General features: G+C 60.1%; 14 protein-coding genes. 9 read left to right on the top strand and 5 right to left on the bottom strand.

Annotation, left to right across the window (positions count from 1 at the left end; genetic code table 11):
* Positions 1-67: 67 nt before the first annotated feature.
* Together CWM61_RS15525 and CWM61_RS15520 are read right to left on the bottom strand one after the other, a co-directional pair.
* Positions 68-433 (bottom strand): cupin domain-containing protein, encoded by a 366-nt coding sequence (locus tag CWM61_RS15525; protein WP_061155438.1) that lies wholly within the window; start codon positions 431-433, stop codon positions 68-70.
* A 13-nt stretch (positions 434-446) separates the two neighbouring features.
* Positions 447-1748 carry an NAD(P)/FAD-dependent oxidoreductase gene (locus CWM61_RS15520; protein WP_100631508.1) on the bottom strand — a complete coding sequence of 434 codons (1302 nt, stop codon included), beginning with the start codon at positions 1746-1748 and terminating at the stop codon, positions 447-449.
* A 159-nt stretch (positions 1749-1907) separates the two neighbouring features.
* Between CWM61_RS15520 and CWM61_RS15515 the strand changes: the two genes are divergently transcribed.
* From CWM61_RS15515 to CWM61_RS15495, 5 genes are all read left to right on the top strand, one after another.
* A complete protein-coding gene (locus tag CWM61_RS15515) occupies positions 1908-3392 on the top strand; it encodes an aldehyde dehydrogenase family protein (protein WP_074386643.1) in 1485 nt (494 codons plus the stop codon).
* 258 nt (positions 3393-3650) lie between these two features.
* Positions 3651-5027 (top strand): phenylalanine transporter, encoded by a 1377-nt coding sequence (pheP, locus tag CWM61_RS15510; protein WP_074386642.1) that lies wholly within the window; start codon positions 3651-3653, stop codon positions 5025-5027.
* Between the two features lie 186 nt (positions 5028-5213).
* Entirely contained in the window at positions 5214-6419 is a 1206-nt protein-coding gene (locus CWM61_RS15505; RefSeq protein WP_165784268.1) for an MFS transporter, read from the top strand.
* 16 nt (positions 6420-6435) lie between these two features.
* Positions 6436-7458 (top strand): sugar phosphate isomerase/epimerase family protein, encoded by a 1023-nt coding sequence (locus tag CWM61_RS15500; RefSeq protein WP_100631506.1) that lies wholly within the window; start codon positions 6436-6438, stop codon positions 7456-7458.
* Between the two features lies 1 nt (position 7459).
* Positions 7460-8611 (top strand): Gfo/Idh/MocA family protein, encoded by a 1152-nt coding sequence (locus CWM61_RS15495; RefSeq protein ID WP_100631505.1) that lies wholly within the window; start codon positions 7460-7462, stop codon positions 8609-8611.
* 19 nt (positions 8612-8630) lie between these two features.
* Here CWM61_RS15495 and CWM61_RS15490 read toward each other — a convergent pair whose 3' ends face one another.
* Positions 8631-9047, bottom strand: a complete 417-nt coding sequence (locus CWM61_RS15490) for an Exc2 family lipoprotein (protein ID WP_004183289.1) — start codon at positions 9045-9047, stop codon at positions 8631-8633.
* 233 nt (positions 9048-9280) lie between these two features.
* Between CWM61_RS15490 and CWM61_RS15485 the strand changes: the two genes are divergently transcribed.
* Positions 9281-10261 carry a LacI family DNA-binding transcriptional regulator gene (locus CWM61_RS15485; RefSeq protein WP_100631504.1) on the top strand — a complete coding sequence of 327 codons (981 nt, stop codon included), beginning with the start codon at positions 9281-9283 and terminating at the stop codon, positions 10259-10261.
* Between the two features lie 3 nt (positions 10262-10264).
* Here CWM61_RS15485 and CWM61_RS15480 read toward each other — a convergent pair whose 3' ends face one another.
* Positions 10265-11509: a mechanosensitive ion channel family protein gene (locus CWM61_RS15480; protein ID WP_004202471.1), complete on the bottom strand. Its 1245-nt coding sequence runs from the start codon at positions 11507-11509 to the stop codon at positions 10265-10267.
* Positions 11510-11579: 70 nt separating this feature from the next.
* Positions 11580-13007, bottom strand: coding sequence for an MFS transporter (locus CWM61_RS15475; RefSeq protein ID WP_100631503.1), 1428 nt, complete (start codon positions 13005-13007; stop codon positions 11580-11582).
* Between the two features lie 108 nt (positions 13008-13115).
* On the opposite strand from CWM61_RS15475, the gene CWM61_RS15470 reads away from it, so the two are divergent.
* The 3 genes from CWM61_RS15470 (at position 13116) to yeaW (ending at position 17483) form a co-directional block, all read left to right on the top strand.
* Positions 13116-13985, top strand: a complete 870-nt coding sequence (locus CWM61_RS15470) for a helix-turn-helix transcriptional regulator (RefSeq protein WP_063106180.1) — start codon at positions 13116-13118, stop codon at positions 13983-13985.
* A 729-nt stretch (positions 13986-14714) separates the two neighbouring features.
* Positions 14715-16322, top strand: coding sequence for a BCCT family transporter (locus CWM61_RS15460; protein ID WP_061155128.1), 1608 nt, complete (start codon positions 14715-14717; stop codon positions 16320-16322).
* A 36-nt stretch (positions 16323-16358) separates the two neighbouring features.
* Complete coding sequence (gene yeaW, locus CWM61_RS15455; RefSeq protein WP_100631501.1) at positions 16359-17483, top strand: carnitine monooxygenase, oxygenase subunit YeaW; 1125 nt, start codon at positions 16359-16361, stop codon at positions 17481-17483.
* The last annotated feature ends 1 nt before the right edge of the window (position 17484 follow it).

Below are 17484 nucleotides of genomic sequence, written 5' to 3'. Positions count from 1 at the left end.
CGGCCTACCGACGGCATTCGTCCTCCAGGCCCGTGCAAGCGCAGCGCCACCGGGCATTATCAGTTTGTTAGCGCGTCTCGACGTTCGCCAGGTAGTGCTTCACAAAGCGCGGTGTCAGGATTTTCCACTCCACTTCGGTACCCTGTTTGACAAACCAGCTGTCGCCCGGCGTAAAGCGCTGTGGCTCGCCGCCGGCGACGGTCAACTCCACTTCGCCTTCCAGCACGGTAGCGTGCTCGGTAAACGGATAGGTCATGGTAAAGCTCCCCTCAGTGGACGAAAACAGTCCGCAGGTAAAGGCGTCCTGCGGCTCGCCGTAGATCATCGCCCCGGCCACCTGCGGGTCTCCCGCGGTCGGCGTCGCGCCGAGCAGGCTGACGCTGCCGATCGGCTGCAGGTCAGGTACCGGGTGTTTAAGTTTAAAAGCGTGCATAGCGTTCTCCTTGTTAACTCCGGCCTTTCCAGAAACCGGCGGTTTGATGCATCAATTTTCCGGCAGTGACTAATAGCAAGCGCAGGCTGTCACGGCCGTGGATGGTCGCGTGGGGGATGCTGCTCAGCAGGCGATAGCGGTCGGAACCGCCATTGATCCCTTCGGCGAGGATTTTGCACACGATGTGTGACGGGGTGACGCCGAAGCCGGAGTACCCCTGGACGTAAAAAACGTTGTTGTGATCGCGTAGGGTGCCGATCTGCGGGAACAGGTTGGCGCTACAGGCCATCGGCCCGCCCCAGGCGAAATCGATCTTCACATCCTTCAGATAGGGAAAGACCTCCGCCAGCAGCGTGCGATTCCAGGCGGCGAAATCATTCGGCGTATATTCCACGAAGCGAGTCGCGCTGCCGAACAGCAGGCGATTTTCCCGGGTGACGCGGTAGTAGTTAATCACCGGGCGAATATCGCTGAAGGCGCCGCGCAGTGGGCTGATGCGCTCGATCAGTTCATCGGAAAGGGGCTCCGTTGACACCTGATAGGAGTAGGTCACCAGCGTCTTGTTGTAGATCTCCGGCTCCATATTATTGAGGAAGCTGTCGCAGGCCCACAGTAGTTTGGCGGCTTTCACGCTGCCCATCGCGGTGCGTACCCGCACCTGTTTGCCGTAATTCACCTCCACCACGGGCGAGGATTCAAAAATCTTCACCCCCAGCGAATGGGCAGCCTGCGCCGAACCGAGCAGCATATTCAACGAGTGGATCTGCCCGCCGCCCATATGTTTCAGCGCGCCGCAGTAAACCTCGGAGCCAACCACCTGCTGCACCTCTTTGCCGGTATACAGCTCGATATCTTCATCCGGGGTGGCGGCCTTAAACTCTTTCTCCCACTGGCGCAGCGTTTTGAGCTGCCGCTGGTTATAGGCAAGATAGCCGTAGCCGGGGACGAAATCGGCGTCGATATGGTATTTGCGGATGCGTTCGCGAATGATGCCCGCGCCGAGATTGGAAATTTTAAACAGCGTCTCCAGCCCCTCTTTGCCAACGTGCTTTTTTACCGCTTCGATATCGTGACCGATACCGGCCATCACCTGGCCGCCGTTGCGCCCGGTACCGCCGTAGCCGAGATGGCGTGCTTCCAGTACCACCACGTTGGTGATGCCCTGTTCCGCCAGCTCCAGCGCGGTATTAATGCCGGAGAAGCCGCCGCCGATAATCACCACATCGGCTTCAATATCTTCCCGTAGCGCCGGAAAATGGAGGTGGTATTTCTTCGTCGCGCCGTAGTAGTTCAGCGCATCGATTTTAATGTTCATCGCGTTACCCTGTGGTCTTGCCTGGCTCAAGGTCCTCATCACAGCACGCCATGTGGGCGTTGAATATCGTCCGAAAGAATGACGTTCTTTAGAACGATGGGCGGCGCAGAGCAACCGTGCTGTGATAGGCCAACTTTGCTGAAAAAACGGGTGCTGACGATGAGCGAGATAACCTTACTGGCGGAAGTGACCGCCTTTTTACGCCAGCCGCACGGGCAGTTCATCGCCGGAGAGCGGGCGGCAGGCCACGGCGCGCCGTTCGCGGTGATTAACCCGGCCACCGGTCAGGCAATTGCTGAGGTGACGGCAGCGGATGTGGATCAGGCGGATCGCGCCATGGAAAGTGCCCGCCAGGCGTTCAGTCAGTGGCGCGAGATGCCGACGCTGGCGCGCGGTACGCTGCTGTTGAAGCTGGCGGATGCCCTGGCTGAGCATCGCGAAGCGCTGGCGCAGCTGGAAAGTCTCTGCTCCGGCAAGACCATCATGCTGGCGCGGATGTTGGAGCTGGATCAATCGGTGGCGTTTTTGCGCTACTTCGCCGGCTGGGCGGGGAAGGTGACGGGCGAGACGCTGGATGTGTCGCTCCCCTCCATGAACGGTGAGAAATATACCGCGTTTACCCGCCGCCAGCCGCTGGGGGTGGTGGTCGGTATTGTGCCGTGGAACTTCTCCATCATGATTGCCATCTGGAAGCTGGCGGCGGCCCTGGTCTGCGGCTGCACCATCGTCCTCAAACCGAGCGAATATACCCCGCTGACGCTGCTGCGCGTGGCGGAGCTGGCAAAAGCGGTGGGTATCCCGGATGGGGTGATTAACGTGGTCAACGGCGCCGGCGGCGAGATTGCCCAGCGGCTGATTACGCATCCGGCCTGCGCCAAGGTGAGCTTCACCGGCTCGGTGGCCACCGGTGAAAAAGTCCAGCAGTCGGCCAGCGCTTCCGGTAAACGGGTGACCCTTGAGCTGGGGGGCAAAAACGCCGCGCTGTTCCTGGATGACCTGACGCCGGAGGCGATGGTCAACGGCATTATTGAAGCCGGCTACCTGAATCAGGGGCAGATTTGCGCCGCCGCGGAGCGCTTTTATCTGCCGCAGGGCAAACTGGATGCAGTGCTGGCGCTGCTGAAAGAAAGACTCAGCGCCTTCGCGCCCGGCTCGCCGCTGGATGAACAGACGCTGATGGGGCCGCTGGCCAACCGTCAGCAATACGAGAAAGTGCTCAAACTGATCCAGATCGCGCGCGACGAGGGGGATACCATTGTTTGCGGCGGTGAAGCGCTGCCCGGCGAGGGCTATTTCCTGCAGCCGACCGCGGTCAAAGTCCGCAGCGAAGAGAGCACCCTGATGCGCGAAGAGACCTTCGGTCCGGTGTGCAGCTTCATCGGCTATCGCAGTGAAGAAGAGGCGCTGGCGCAGATCAATGCGTCGCCATATGGCCTGGCGGCCAGCGTCTGGTCCGATAATATTCGTCAGGCGCTACGCTACTCGGAGGCGATTGACGCCGGCATCGTGTGGGTCAATATGCATACCTTCCTCGACCCGGCGGTACCGTTTGGCGGCATGAAGGGCTCGGGTATCGGGCGCGAATTCGGCAGCGCGTTTATTGATGACTACACGGAGCTGAAGTCGGTGATGGTGCGCTATTAAGTTTTGTCGGTGGAGGCAGCCCTGGCCGGGCGACAGGCGCCCACCTCCCAGGCCCGGTAAGCATAGCGCCACCGGGCAAGGATAGCGGGTGCACAGCCGCGTATGTGCCGGGCGGCGGCGACGCCTTGCCTGGCCTGGGTCCATGCGAGCGGTGGTTAATCTGGCCGCCCCTGTCCGCGCCATAGCCCCATGCAACTTGCGACAATTCCCCCTAAGTGATAAAAGGTGCCCCTTCGCAAAAACACACAGGGGAACGACGTGAAAGACGCGTCAACGTCGTCGGATGCCGTAGAAGAGAGCGGCCCGACGCTTCATCGCGGTTTACAGAACCGACATATTCAACTTATCGCCCTTGGCGGCGCGATTGGCACCGGCCTGTTTCTCGGTATTGGTCCCGCTATCCAGATGGCCGGACCGGCGGTCTTGCTGGGCTACGCCGTGGCCGGGATAGTCGCTTTTCTGATCATGCGCCAGCTGGGCGAAATGGTGGTGGAAGAGCCAGTATCCGGCTCCTTTGCCCACTTTGCCTACAAATACTGGGGCCCGTTCGCCGGCTTCCTGTCCGGCTGGAACTACTGGGTGATGTTCGTGCTGGTAGGGATGGCAGAGCTGACCGCCGCCGGGATCTATATGCAGTACTGGCTGCCCGACGTCCCGACCTGGGTCTGGGCGGCGGCCTTCTTCCTCATTATTAACGCCGTCAATCTCGTCAACGTCCGTCTGTATGGCGAAGCGGAGTTCTGGTTCGCGCTGATTAAGGTGCTGGCGATTATCGGCATGATCGCCTTTGGCCTGTGGATGCTGTTTGGCGGCCACGGCGGCAGCAAAGCCGGGTTCGACAACCTGTGGAAACACGGCGGCTTCCTCGCCACCGGCTGGCACGGTCTTATTCTGTCGCTGGCGGTGATTATGTTCTCCTTCGGCGGGCTGGAGCTTATCGGCATCACCGCCGCCGAAGCGCAAAACCCGGAAAAGAGCATCCCGAAAGCGGTGAACCAAGTGGTTTATCGTATCCTGCTGTTCTATATCGGTTCGCTGGTGGTGCTGCTGGCGCTCTACCCGTGGGTGGAGATCAAATCCGACAGCAGCCCGTTTGTGATGATTTTCCATCATCTCGACAGCAACATGGTGGCGTCCGCGCTGAACTTCGTCATTCTGGTGGCCTCGCTGTCGGTCTATAACAGCGGCGTGTACTCCAACAGCCGGATGTTGTTCGGCCTGTCGGTGCAGGGCAATGCGCCGACGTTCCTCGCCCGCGTCAGCAAACGCGGCGTGCCGGTGAACTCTCTGCTGCTCTCCGGAATTATCACTTCGCTGGTGGTGGTGCTGAACTACCTGCTGCCGCATGAAGCGCTGGGGCTGCTGATGGCCCTGGTGGTGGCGACGCTGCTCCTGAACTGGATCATGATCTGTATGGCGCACCTGAAGTTCCGCGCCGCCCAGCGCCGCAAAGGGCGTGAATCGAAGTTCAAAGCGCTGCTGGCGCCCGCCAGCAACTACTTCTGCATTGCTTTTCTTGGGCTGATCCTGGTGCTGATGTGCACCATTGATGGGATGCGCCTGTCGGCGATCCTGCTGCCGGTGTGGATCCTGTTCCTGTTTATCGCCTTCAAACTGCTGCGCCGCCCGGCGTAAGCGAGACGCCCCGCCGTCCGGCGGGGCTGCCTGCCTTTTTATTGTGATCTTCTTCGCAGGTGGGGAATTTGCCTGGCGATCTTCTTTTTGTAATCGATTACTTTTGTCTTGAGCGATTTTGTAATCGATTACTTTTTGAGGGCAAGCAACATGATCACCACAACCGAAGGTCAGGCAAGTGCCCGCGTGAGCCACCGTTTTCTGGTGCCGCGGCTGTCGTTAATGATGTTTATGCAGTTCTTTATCTGGGGCAGCTGGTCGGTGACCCTGGGGCTGGTGATGACCCGCTATGAGATGTCACTGCTGATCGGCGATGCGTTCTCCGCCGGGCCGATCGCCTCCATCCTGTCCCCCTTTGTGCTGGGAATGCTGGTGGATCGCTTTTTCGCCTCGCAGAAGGTGATGGCGGTGATGCATCTCGCCGGGGCGGCAATCCTGTGGTTTGTCCCCCAGGCACTGGTGGCGCAGAACGGCGCGCTGCTGATTGGCCTGCTGTTCGGCTATACGCTGTGCTATATGCCGACCCTGGCGCTGACCAACAATATTGCGTTCCACAGCCTGGCCAATGTCGATAAAACCTTCCCGGTGGTCCGCGTGTTCGGCACCATCGGCTGGATTATCGCCGGGATCTGCATCGGGGTGACCGGTATCTCTGATACCACCGGCATCTTCACCCTGGCGGCACTCTGTTCGGTCGCGCTGGCGATTTACAGCCTGACGCTGCCCCATACCCCGGCGCCGGCCAAAGGCATGCCGGTTCAGTTTCGCGATCTGCTGTGTGCGGACGCCTTCGCGCTGCTGAAAACCCGTCACTTCCTGATTTTTTCCCTCTGCGCCACCTTAATTTCCGTGCCGTTAGGCACTTATTACGCCTATACCGCGTCGTATCTGGCGGATGCCGGCGTCAAGGATGTCAGCACCGCGATGTCGTTTGGCCAGATGTCGGAGATCGTCTTTATGCTGATCATTCCGTTGCTGTTCCGCCGCCTCGGGGTGAAATACATGCTGCTCATCGGCATGGTGGCGTGGTTTGTCCGCTACGCCTTTTTTGCCCTCGGGGTCAGCGAAGAGGGGCGTTTCCTGCTTTATATGGGCATTTTGCTGCACGGCGTATGCTATGACTTTTTCTTTGTCGTCGGCTTTATCTACACCGACCGCGTGGCGGGCGAGAAGGTCAAAGGCCAGGCGCAGAGCATGATTGTGATGTTCACCTACGGGATCGGCATGCTGCTGGGCTCGCAGATCTCCGGCACGCTGTATAACCATCTGGTGGCCGGCCAGAGCGTGCCGCAGGCCTGGGTGACCTTCTGGTGGATCCCGGCGGTGGCCGCCGCGGTTATCGCCCTGATTTTCCTTTTCTCTTTCCAGTACAACGAGAAAGAGCCGCACTAATTTTACAGGAGGGGGTATGAAAACGATTAAGGGACCGGGCATTTTTCTGGCGCAGTTTATCGGCCCGCAGGCGCCGTTTAACACCCTGGCGGGGGTGGCGCAGTGGGCCGCCGGCCTGGGATACCGGGCATTGCAGATCCCCTGCAACCACCCGGCGATTTTTGATGTCGAGCGAGCGGCGGCGAGCCAGACCTACTGTGACGAAGTCCGCGGCATCCTGGCGGAGCATGGGTTGGTAATTAGCGAGCTGTCCACTCACCTTGAAGGACAGCTGGTGGCGGTGCATCCGGCGTATGACGCGGCGTTTGACGCCTTCGCCCCAGCGGCGCTGCATGGCGATCCGCAGGCGCGCCAGCGCTGGGCGGTGGAGAAAGTGCAGCAGGCGGCGGTGGCCTCCGGCCGCCTGGGGCTGAAGGCGCACGCGACCTTTTCCGGGGCGCTGGCATGGCCCTTTTTTTACCCGTGGCCGCCGCACAATCAGCCGCTTCTGGATGAGGCCTTTGCCGAGCTGGCCCGGCGCTGGCGCCCGCTGCTGGACCACTTCGACGAACAGGGCGTCGATGTCTGCTATGAGATCCACCCCGGCGAAGATCTGCACGATGGCGTGACCTTTGAGCGTTTTCTCGCGCGGGTGGATAACCATCCGCGCTGCAATATGCTCTATGACCCGAGCCACCTGCATCTGCAGCAAATGGACTATCTGACCTATATCGATATCTATCACTCGCGTATTAAAGCCTTTCACGTCAAGGACGCCGAATTTCGCCGCAACGGGCGCAATGGCGTCTACGGCGGATACCAGCCCTGGCAGCAGCGGGCCGGGCGTTTCCGCTCTCCCGGCGACGGGCAGATCGACTTCAAAGGGGTGTTCAGTAAGCTGACCGAATATGATTTTGACGGCTGGGCGGTGCTGGAGTGGGAGTGCTGCCTGAAGGATGCCGAGACCGGCGCGCGCGAGGGCAGCGAGTTTATCCGCCGCCATATCATTCCCGTTGCCGGACGGGCCTTCGATGACTTTGCCGCCGGCGGGAGGGAATAATATGATTCAGGTCGCGATTATCGGGGCAGGGTTTATTGGTCCGGCACATCTGGAGGCGCTGCGGCGTCTGGGAGATGTCGAGGTCGTGGCGCTATGCGACAGCCGCCTTGAGGCGGCGCAGCGCAAGGCGCGGGCGCTGAACATTGCCCATGCCTACGACAGCGTGGAGGCGCTGCTGGCCCATCCGGGGCTGCAGGTGGTGCATAACTGTACCCCGAACCATCTGCATGCCCAGATTAACCGGCAGATCCTCGCCGCCGGGCTGCACGTCTTCTCCGAAAAGCCGCTGTGTATGACGGCGGAGGAGGCGCGGGAGCTGGTGGCGCTTGCCGCCCGGGCCGGCGTGGTGCATGGCGTCAGCTTCGTCTATCGCCAGTTCGCCATGGTCCAGCAGGCGGCGGCGATGATCCGCCATGGCGATGTTGGCAGAATCTTCGCCGCGCACGGCAGCTATTTACAGGACTGGATGCTGCTGGAGACCGACTACAACTGGCGGGTCGATTCGGCGCAGGGCGGCGCGTCGCGGACGGTGGCCGACATCGGCTCCCACTGGTGCGATACCGTGCAGTTTATGACCGGTCGGCGGATTGTCGAGGTGATGGCGGATCTGTCTATCGTCTGGCCGACGCGTAAAGCGCCAGTCGATGGCAAAGCGACCTTCAGCGCCGTTCACGAGGCGCAGGCATATGAAACCCGGCCTGTCGATACTGAGGACTTTGGCTCGGTGCTGTTGCGTTTTGACGATGGCAGCAAGGGCAGCTTTATGGTCTCCCAGGTGAGCGCCGGGCGGAAAAACCGTCTGGCGGTGGAGATTAATGGCAGCCTCTGTTCTCTGGCCTGGGATCAGGAAGTGCCCCAGCGGCTGTGGATCGGCCACCGCGAGCAGCCGGATCGCCTGCTCAGCGACGACCCGAGCCTGCTGCGGCCGGAGGCCGCCGCCAGCGCCCATTACCCCGGCGGCCATATTGAGGGCTGGCCGGATGCCTTCAAGAATATGATGGGGCAATTTTATCAGGCGGTACGTGCCGGAAGGATGCCGGAGGCCGGGGCCCGGCGCTTCGCCGCGTTCGACGACGGCGCCGATGTGATGTACATCATCGAGGCGATCGTCAAAAGCCATCAGGAACAGCGCTGGGTCAGCGTCGAACGCTGAGCGCAGGCGGGGCGCAGGATTATTTCACCCCAAGATAGCCGTCGAGATAGGCACCGGAGAGCTCGTTGCCGAACAGGACGGCATCTTTATTTTCCATCGCATTATCCCATTTGTCGCTGGCATTGCCGGTAAAGGCGTGTTCGGTGCGGGTGCCCTGCGCCGCCTGCTGTTTGATGGCCTCGGCGGTGCGGCGGGCGTCGCTTTCGCTCATGCCAGCGGCTTTATCCTGCTGGCCGCGGGCGTACATTGCCGTGAAGGTCGGCAGGTTTAAACGGTAATTTTCCTGGCGGTTGACGGTGAAATTACCGCCGACAAAATCGGAGCGGTGGGCGACAAACGCGTAAGCGTGGCGTTCCGGTGACGATTTTGACGAGGTGCAGCCGGTGATTGTTGCCAGGGCACAGCTGAGGGCGAGAACCGCGGTGGAGAGCCTCATGGAGATATCATCCTTAATCATAAACGAAGAAATAGGGCGCCAGGGGGGCTGTCGCCAGAGCGCGAACCGGGTGGAACGGCAAAAGGATGCGCGTTAACGGCGTGGGAGAGAAGCCCTGATTTTTAATAGTTTTCTCGCGCGTTCCCGCGCTTTCGCGCCAGGCTGGCAGGCTGACCAGAGGTCATTTATGATAGCCTGCAGGATCCACCTCTACCGCAGGAAGTGCAGGGTTTATGTCTATTCAGAAAATTGCTCGTCTGGCCGGCGTCTCGGTGGCCACGGTGTCGCGGGTGCTGAACAACAGCGATACGGTAAAAGCCAAAAACCGTGAGCGCGTGCTGCAGGCGATCAAAGAGAGCAACTATCAGCCGAACCTGCTGGCGCGTCAGCTGCGAACCGCCCGCAGCAATATGATCCTGGTGATGGTCTCCAATATTGCCAACCCCTTTTGCGCCGAGGTGGTGAAAGGGATAGAAGAAGAGGCGGAGAAGAATGGCTACCGCATTCTGCTGTGTAATTCCGGGTCGGACCTGGCTCGCTCGACCTCGGGCCTGCAGCTGCTCTCCGGCAAAATGGTCGACGGCATTATTACCATGAACGCGCTCTCCAGCCTGCCGGAGCTGACCACCATGATTGGCGATGCGCCCTGGGTGCAGTGCGCGGAGTATGCCGACACCGGCAGCATCTCCTGCGTCGGGATTAACGACGTCGAGGCGGCTCAGGGGGCGGTGTCCCGGCTGGCCGACAGCGGCCGCCGCCGCATTGCGCTCATTAATCACGACCTGAGCTATCGCTATGCCCGCCTGCGCGAGCGTGGCTATAAAAGCGTGCTGCACGTGCATGGTCTGGCGTATCAGCAGGTGACCTACGCGCAGGATCTTAGCGCGGCGGCTGGTAAACGGGCGATGGAGCAGCTGCTGTCGCAAAACGAGCAGCCCGATGCGGTGTTTGCCGTTTCGGACTCCCTCGCCGCCGGGGCGTTGCGGGCGATCGCCCAGGCCGGACTGCGGGTGCCGGAGGATATCGCGGTGATCGGCTTCGACGGCACCGAGCTGGCGGAAGTGGTCTCCCCGCAGCTGACCACCGTCGAACAGCCCTCCCGGGCGATCGGCCGCACGGCGGTGGCCTTGCTGATGAAACGCATCGACGATCCTGACGCCGCCGTCGAGCGGGTGATGATGGACTGGCGCGTGATTGACCGCGCCAGTGCCTGAGGATCAGCGGGAGAAGGCGCCCGCCAGCGCGCGAATGTCGTTGCCGGTGGGCGTTTGATGAATGCGTAAGCCAAACTCTTCCACCACGGCGAAGACATGGTCGAAAATATCCGCCTGGATCCCCTCATATTCCGCCCACACCACGGTGTTGGTGAAGCAGTAGATCTCGATGGGCAACCCGTTGGCATCCGGCGCCAGCTGGCGCACCATCAGGGTCATATCCTGGCGGATGCGTGGATGATGGCGTAAATACTCCTGCAGATAGGCGCGGAAGGTGCCGACATTGGTCATTCGCCGCTCATTGAGAACCGACTGTTCCCCGGCATACTGCTGGTTCCAGGCGCTAATCTCCTCGTGGCGCGAATCCATATAGGGTTTGAGTAATTTCGCCCGGATCAGGCGCTGCTGCTCCTGTTCATCAAGAAAATGAATGCTGGTGGTGTCGATGTTAAGGCTGCGTTTGATGCGGCGGCCGCCGGAGGCCGACATGCCGCTCCAGTTTTTAAACGAGTCGGAGACCAGCGACCAGGTCGGAATGGTGGTGATGGTATTGTCCCAGTTGCGCACCTTGACCGTGGTGAGGCCGATATCGATCACCGCGCCGTCGGCGCCGTACTTCGGCATCTCCAGCCAGTCGCCAAGCTTGAGCATATCGTTGGCAGAGAGCTGGATACCGGCCACCAGACCGAGGATCGGATCTTTAAACACCAGCATCAGCACCGCGGCCATCGCGCCGAGCCCGCTAATCAGGATTGCCGGTGACTGGCCTATCAGCAGCGAAATAATCAGGATGCCGATAATAATCGCCGTCACCAGCTTAATCCCCTGGAATATACCCTTCAGCGGCAGCTGTGAGGCGGCGGGAAATTTCTGCGCCAGCTTTAAAATCACATCCAGCAGCGAGAAGAAGGACAGCATGGCATATATCATCACCCATAGCTGAGCCACGGTGGTTAATATTTCCGCCGCCTCGCTGCCTTTTTGCAGCCACAGCACCGCCTGCACGTTGACGATGATCCCCTGCAGGGTAAATGCCAGTCGGTGAAAGAGTTTATTCTGCGTGATGATTTGCAGCCACAGGTGGCTGCTGGCCAATGCCCGTTTTTCGAACGCGCGCAGGACCACTTTGTGCAATATCAGATGCACGACGACGGCGGTGAATAAGATAATGCCGAAGATAATCATCAGCGAGCGGGTGGGGGTTATTTCGATACCTAAGGCGGCAATTTGCGATATTAATTCCTGCATAACGTCTCCTGAATATCCAGCGGGTATGATGACCGCTGGATAGTGATTATGCAAATCACCGCCGCCGGTATTACGACGCTACCGTCGCCGGCTGTCGGTTGAGATGATGGCGCAGCCACAGCGCGATGGCCCCCAGCAACAGCATCATCGCCACCTCGACCAGCAGAAAATCAATCAGCGCCTGCGGATAGTTTCCGCCGCCGCGACGGGCCAGCGTGAGGAACAGCGAACCAAGGATAGCCGGTCCGAGACCGAGGGTCGCCTGCTGCAGGGTGCTGAGGATGGCGCTCCCGGCCCCGGCGTCGCTGGCGCTGATATCGCGCATGCCAATCCGGTAAAAACTGTTGACGATCAGCGCCTGGCCGTAGCCGATCAGCGCCGTGGCGGGGACCAGCGTCAGGGCGGTGGTGGCGATGCCGAAGCGGGAGAAGGTGGCGCACAGCAGCAGGAGTCCGGCAATCTGCACCGCCAGACCGGTCAACAGGATCCGCCCCATGCTGTGGCGGGCGATAAGCCGCGGGGCATACAGCGCCGAAATAAAATAGGCCACGCCGAGGGCGATAAAGCTATTGCCGGACTGCCACGGCGCCATCCCCAGCCCCTCCTGCATGGTCAGCGCCATGCAGAACATAAAGCCGGACCAGGCGCTGAAAAACAGCAGGGCGATGGCCATGCCGAAGCGGATGCTGGTCAACTGCAGCAGACGCGGCGGCAGCAGGGGATGGTCGCCGCGCTGCTGCTGGCGCAGGGCGCTCTGACGCATGGCGACCATGAGCGGCAGGACCGCCACCAGCATCAGCTGCAGCCACAGCGGCCAGTGCAGCTCCGGACCGAGGGCCATCGGGAACAGCAGGCAGCAGAGGATCAGCGCGAGGTACAGCGTGCCCAGCCAGTCAATACGCGACGGCGTCTCGCGACGGGTTTCCGGCACATAGCGGCGGCTCAGAGCCAACACCAGCAGGCAGATCGGCACATTGATAAAAAAGGCGTTGCGCCAGCCCAGTCCGGCGATATCCGCCGACACCAGCCAGCCGCCGCCCATCTGACCGACGATAAAGGCGATGCCGCCGATGCCGCCATACAGGCTGATGGCCCGGGCGTGGGCGGGGCCTTTGAGGGTCACGTGCAGAGTGGCGAGGATCTGCGGCACAATTAGCGCCGCCCCGGCGCCCTGCAGGGTGCGGGCCGCCAGCAGGGCGCCGATGCTGTTCGCCATCCCGCACAGCAGGGAAGCGATGCCAAAGAGGGCGACGCCCCACATAAACAGACGCCGGCGGCCGTAGTTATCGCCAAGCTTACTGCCCATCGCCAGGCAGACGGCAAAGGCGACGCCGTAGAGCGCGACGATAAGCTCCAGCTGCGTGGCGCTGGCCGCCAGGGTGTGGGTGATGGCGTCCAGCGCCACATTGGTGATCGAGGTATCAATAAGCGGCAGCATCTGGCCGCCCAGCAGCAGCAACAGACCGGCGCGGCCGGGTGAAACAGCAGACGTATTCATGGGATTCTCCATTGCGTCATTCAGCAGACCGACGTAGCATTACCGATAAATTAAACGGGTACCAGTTCCTGTCTATACTGGTACTGGCACTACTATGCTGGAGGGGTGATGACCACGATGCCGCAACGGGAGTTGACGATCGCCGTGCCGGACGATCGACGCAAACAGTTGGGGGCATTTTTGCGCGCCCGCCGTGAAAGCCTCGATCCGCAGCGCCTGGGGTTGCCCCGCGTGGGCCGCCGGCGCACGCCGGGCCTGCGTCGGGAAGAGGTGGCGATGCTCGCCGACGTCGGCGTCACCTGGTACACCTGGCTGGAGCAGGGGCGGGAGGTGAATCCGTCGGAGGCGGTGCTGGTGGGGGTGGCGAATGCTTTACAGTGCAGTCCGCTGGAGACCCGGCACCTGTTCGTACTGGCCGGGCTGACCCCGCCGGAAGCCACCCAGGTGACAGTGTGCGAAGGCATCAGCCCCGGCACCCGCCGGATGCTGGACAGCCTGATGCCGCAGCCGGCCAGCATTCAGAAACCGAACTTTGATATTGTGGCCTGGAACGACAGCTTCTGCCGCCTGATGGGCATCGATTTCGCCACCCTCCCGGAAGAAGATCGCAACTGCATTTATCTCTATCTGACCCATGAGACCTGGCGCAGCCGGATCGAAAATCGCGATGTGCTGCCGACCTTCGTCTCCTATTTCCGCGCCGCGATGGCCGAGCACCGTGGCGATCCGGCGTGGGAAAACAAGCTGGCGCGCTTTTTTGCCGCCTCGTCGGAGTTTGAAGCGCTGTGGCATCAGCGTTACGAGGTGCGCGGTGTGGAAAACCAGATTAAACATTTTAACCACCCGCAGCTCGGGCGATTCAGTCTGCAGCAGATGTACTGGTATTCGGCGCCGCGCAACGGTTCGCGCCTGCTGGTCTATCTGCCGATGGACGAGGCGGGCGAGCAGGCGCTGGCGTGGCTGGACCAACATTCATGACAAGGAATCAGATGGCTGGCAATGTGCCATCTTAGGGTATTGCCCGGCCGGGCTTTTATGTTATCTGTGGCTTCAGCGCACATTGCGCTCCCGGTTAGTCTTCTGCGTTATGTCTCTTCTGGCGCAGGGAGCGCACAGGGGGCGGCCAGTCGCCGCCGCCCCCTGTACCCCCGGGCTCCGGCCAGCAACATCGCCACTGCGTGGTGCCTTCGACTTATCCCTGCAGGCTTCGGGTCGGGCCGAGGCAGCGTCCTTGCAAAACACGGCCCTCAGCCCGCATCCATGCGGGCTGCCCCGGCCTGCCGGGAACGTCTCAGCGATGTTGAGGCCGCCAGCACCGGCAGTTTCAGCAACCATGGAGAATAAATTAAAGGCAGGCCGCACGGACCGTAGCCCGGGTAAGGCGTAGCCGCTACCCGGGAAAACCCGCGCGCCTGGCCCGCCAACTTCCCTCTCTTTTCGCTATGCAGAATCCCCCACGATTGACAAGTGAACCGCATCACAGCGGTGAACTTTATTCATTCCTGAAAGGAAAGAACCTGCGCCAATTCACCTTTTATTATTTCCGTTCCGTGTTTTATTGCTTCACGAATCGGCCAATTGTTTAATTCATGTAACGAAGAAATAATCCGATTGTTAATAGCTTTTTGCTACGAACCCTGACCCTACAGCGTGATAACAACGACAGGCTAAAGCCACCGACGGGCAATCATGCCCAGGAGATCACCCATGTTGAGCAACGTAAAGAAAAAAGATGTGCCGCTGATTGCCATCAGCCTGGCGGCCATTGTTTTCATCGCCGCTACATTAAGTCTCTTCCCCCACCAAACCGCGCAGGCGGCTGATTCGATTTTTAACGGCGTGACCCGGCTGCTGGGTTCCACGGTACAGGTACTGGTGCTGCTGGCACTGGGACTGGTGCTCTATCTGGCAACCAGCAAATACGGCAATATCCGTCTCGGCGAAGGCAAAGTCGAATACAGTACCCTCTCATGGCTGTTTATGTTTATCTGCGCCGGGCTCGGCTCCTCCACGCTGTACTGGGGCGTTGCCGAATGGGCTTATTACTACCAGACCCCGGGCCTGAACATTGCGCCGCAATCGCCGAAAGCGCTGGAATACAGCATCCCTTATTCTTTCTTCCACTGGGGGGTTAGCGCCTGGGCGACCTACACTCTCGCCTCGCTGATCATGGCCTATCACTTCCACGTGCGGAAAAATAAAGGCCTCAGCCTCTCCGGGATCATTTCAGCGATCACCGGAGTGAGTCCGCAAGGCTTCTGGGGCCGTCTGGTTGATCTGATGTTCCTGATCGCCACCGTCGGCGCGTTAACCATTTCGCTGGTGGTCACTGCCGCCACCTTCACCCGCGGCCTGTCAGCGCTGACCGGACTGCCGGATAACTTCACCGTGCAGGCGTTTGTGATCCTGCTCTCCGGCGGCATTTTCTGCATGAGTTCGTGGATTGGCATCAACAACGGCCTGCAGCGCCTGAGCAAAATGGTTGGCTGGGGCGCGTTCCTGCTGCCGTTGGTGGTATTACTGGTTGGCCCGACCGAATTCATCACCAATAACGTTATCAACGCCATTGGCCTCACCACCCAAAACTTCCTGCAGATGAGCCTGTTTACCGACCCCCTCGGCGACGGCGCCTTTACCCGCAACTGGACCGTCTTCTACTGGCTGTGGTGGATCTCCTATACCCCAGGCGTGGCGATGTTCGTCACTCGCGTCTCCCGCGGGCGCAAAATCAAAGAGGTCATTTGGGGACTGCTCCTCGGTAGCACCGCCGGCTGCTGGTTCTTCTTCGGGGTGATGGAAAGCTACGCCATGCACCAGTTCGTTAACGGCGTGATTAACGTACCGCAGGTGATGCAGACTCTCGGCGGCGAAACCGCCGTCCAGCAGGTGCTGATGTCGCTGCCGGCAGGTAAACTGTTCCTCGCCGCCTATCTGTTCGTGATGATTGTTTTCCTCGCCTCGCACATGGATGCGGTGGCCTACACCATGGCGGCAACCAGCACCCGCAACCTGCGCGAAGGCGAAGATCCGGATCGCGGCATGCGCCTGTTCTGGTGCGTGGTGATCACCCTCATCCCGCTATCGATTCTGTTTACCGGGGCTTCGCTTGAGACCATGAAAACCACCGTGGTACTGACCGCCCTACCGTTCCTTGCCATTTTGCTGATTAAGACTGGCGGCTTCGTGCGCTGGTTAAAACAGGACTACGCCCACGTGCCGGTCAATCAGATAGAAACCCATACGCCCGAGCCAATGATTAAAGCCGAGACGCTACCGGTTGGCACGGTACTCAAAGGCGACGGCCAGTCGCTGTAAAACCTCTTACTGACAATAATCACAAGGTGACCTTACATGAGCAATTTGAGCCCTGACTTTACGCTGCCGATTAATTTTTGCGCCAATCCGCAGGATGCCTGGACCATTCCGGCCCGTTTTTATACCGACAGCCAGGCGTTTGAGCACGAGAAAGAGCGCATCTTCGCCAATAGCTGGATTTGCGTCGCCCACGGCAGCGAGGTCGCCCGGCCGAACGACTACATCACCCGGGAGATCATTGGCGAAAATATCGTTATCGTCCGCGGTCGCGACAACATTCTGCGCGCTTTCTATAACGTTTGCCCGCACCGCGGCCACCAGTTGCTGAGCGGTGAAGGTAAAGCCAAAAACGTGATTACCTGCCCCTATCACGCCTGGGCCTTCAAGCTTGACGGCAATCTCGCCCATGCCCGCAACTGCGAAAACGTGGCGAATTTCGATAGCGAAAAGGCGCAGCTGGTGCCGGTTCGCCTGGAAGAGTATGCCGGCTTTGTGTTTATCAATTTGAACCCGGAAGCCGAGAGTGTGGAATCACAGCTGCCGGGTCTGCAGGACAAAGTGCTGGAAGCCTGCCCGGACGTGCATGATCTGAAACTGGCGGCGCGCTTTACCACTCTCACCCCGGCGAACTGGAAAAATATCGTCGATAACTATCTGGAATGTTACCACTGCGGCCCGGCGCACCCGGGCTTCTCGGATTCCGTACAGGTTGACCGTTACTGGCACACCATGCACGGCAAATGGACGCTGCAGTATGGCTTCGCCAAGCCGTCCGAGCAGTCGTTTAAATTCGAAGAAGGTACCGAAGCCGCGTTCCACGGTTTCTGGCTATGGCCGTGCACCATGTTCAACGTCACGCCGATCAAGGGCATGATGACCGTGATCTATGAATTCCCGGTGGATGAAGAGACCACTCTGCAGAATTACGACATCTATTTCACCAACGAAGAGCTGACCGACGATCAGAAAGCGCTGATTGAGTGGTATCGCGACGTGTTCCGCCCGGAAGATTTACGCCTGGTGGAAAGCGTGCAGAAGGGGCTGAAGTCCCGCGGCTATCGCGGCCAGGGACGCATTATGGCCGATAACAGCGGCAGCGGTATCTCCGAGCACGGTATCGCCCATTTCCACAATCTGGTGGCCCAGGTGTTCCAGCCGTAAT

It is taken from the genome of Klebsiella sp. K-Nf6 (genome assembly GCF_002806655.1).
GTDB lineage: Bacteria > Pseudomonadota > Gammaproteobacteria > Enterobacterales > Enterobacteriaceae > Klebsiella > Klebsiella variicola.
The sequence above is the reverse complement of the archived record's forward strand: the minus strand, read 5'-3'. Positions and strand labels throughout refer to the sequence as shown.

What these genes read in the sequence shown, in the direction of transcription:
- CWM61_RS15525 (WP_061155438.1), bottom strand. Translation starts at nt 433, where the DNA reads ATGCACGCTTTTAAACTTAAACACCCGGTACCTGACCTGCAGCCGATC.
- CWM61_RS15520 (WP_100631508.1), bottom strand. Translation starts at nt 1,748, where the DNA reads ATGAACATTAAAATCGATGCGCTGAACTACTACGGCGCGACGAAGAAA.
- CWM61_RS15515 (WP_074386643.1), top strand. Translation starts at nt 1,908, where the DNA reads ATGAGCGAGATAACCTTACTGGCGGAAGTGACCGCCTTTTTACGCCAG.
- CWM61_RS15500 (WP_100631506.1), top strand. Translation starts at nt 6,436, where the DNA reads ATGAAAACGATTAAGGGACCGGGCATTTTTCTGGCGCAGTTTATCGGC.
- CWM61_RS15495 (WP_100631505.1), top strand. Translation starts at nt 7,460, where the DNA reads ATGATTCAGGTCGCGATTATCGGGGCAGGGTTTATTGGTCCGGCACAT.
- CWM61_RS15490 (WP_004183289.1), bottom strand. Translation starts at nt 9,047, where the DNA reads ATGAGGCTCTCCACCGCGGTTCTCGCCCTCAGCTGTGCCCTGGCAACA.
- CWM61_RS15485 (WP_100631504.1), top strand. Translation starts at nt 9,281, where the DNA reads ATGTCTATTCAGAAAATTGCTCGTCTGGCCGGCGTCTCGGTGGCCACG.
- CWM61_RS15480 (WP_004202471.1), bottom strand. Translation starts at nt 11,509, where the DNA reads ATGCAGGAATTAATATCGCAAATTGCCGCCTTAGGTATCGAAATAACC.
- CWM61_RS15475 (WP_100631503.1), bottom strand. Translation starts at nt 13,007, where the DNA reads ATGAATACGTCTGCTGTTTCACCCGGCCGCGCCGGTCTGTTGCTGCTG.
- CWM61_RS15470 (WP_063106180.1), top strand. Translation starts at nt 13,116, where the DNA reads ATGACCACGATGCCGCAACGGGAGTTGACGATCGCCGTGCCGGACGAT.
- CWM61_RS15460 (WP_061155128.1), top strand. Translation starts at nt 14,715, where the DNA reads ATGTTGAGCAACGTAAAGAAAAAAGATGTGCCGCTGATTGCCATCAGC.
- yeaW (WP_100631501.1), top strand. Translation starts at nt 16,359, where the DNA reads ATGAGCAATTTGAGCCCTGACTTTACGCTGCCGATTAATTTTTGCGCC.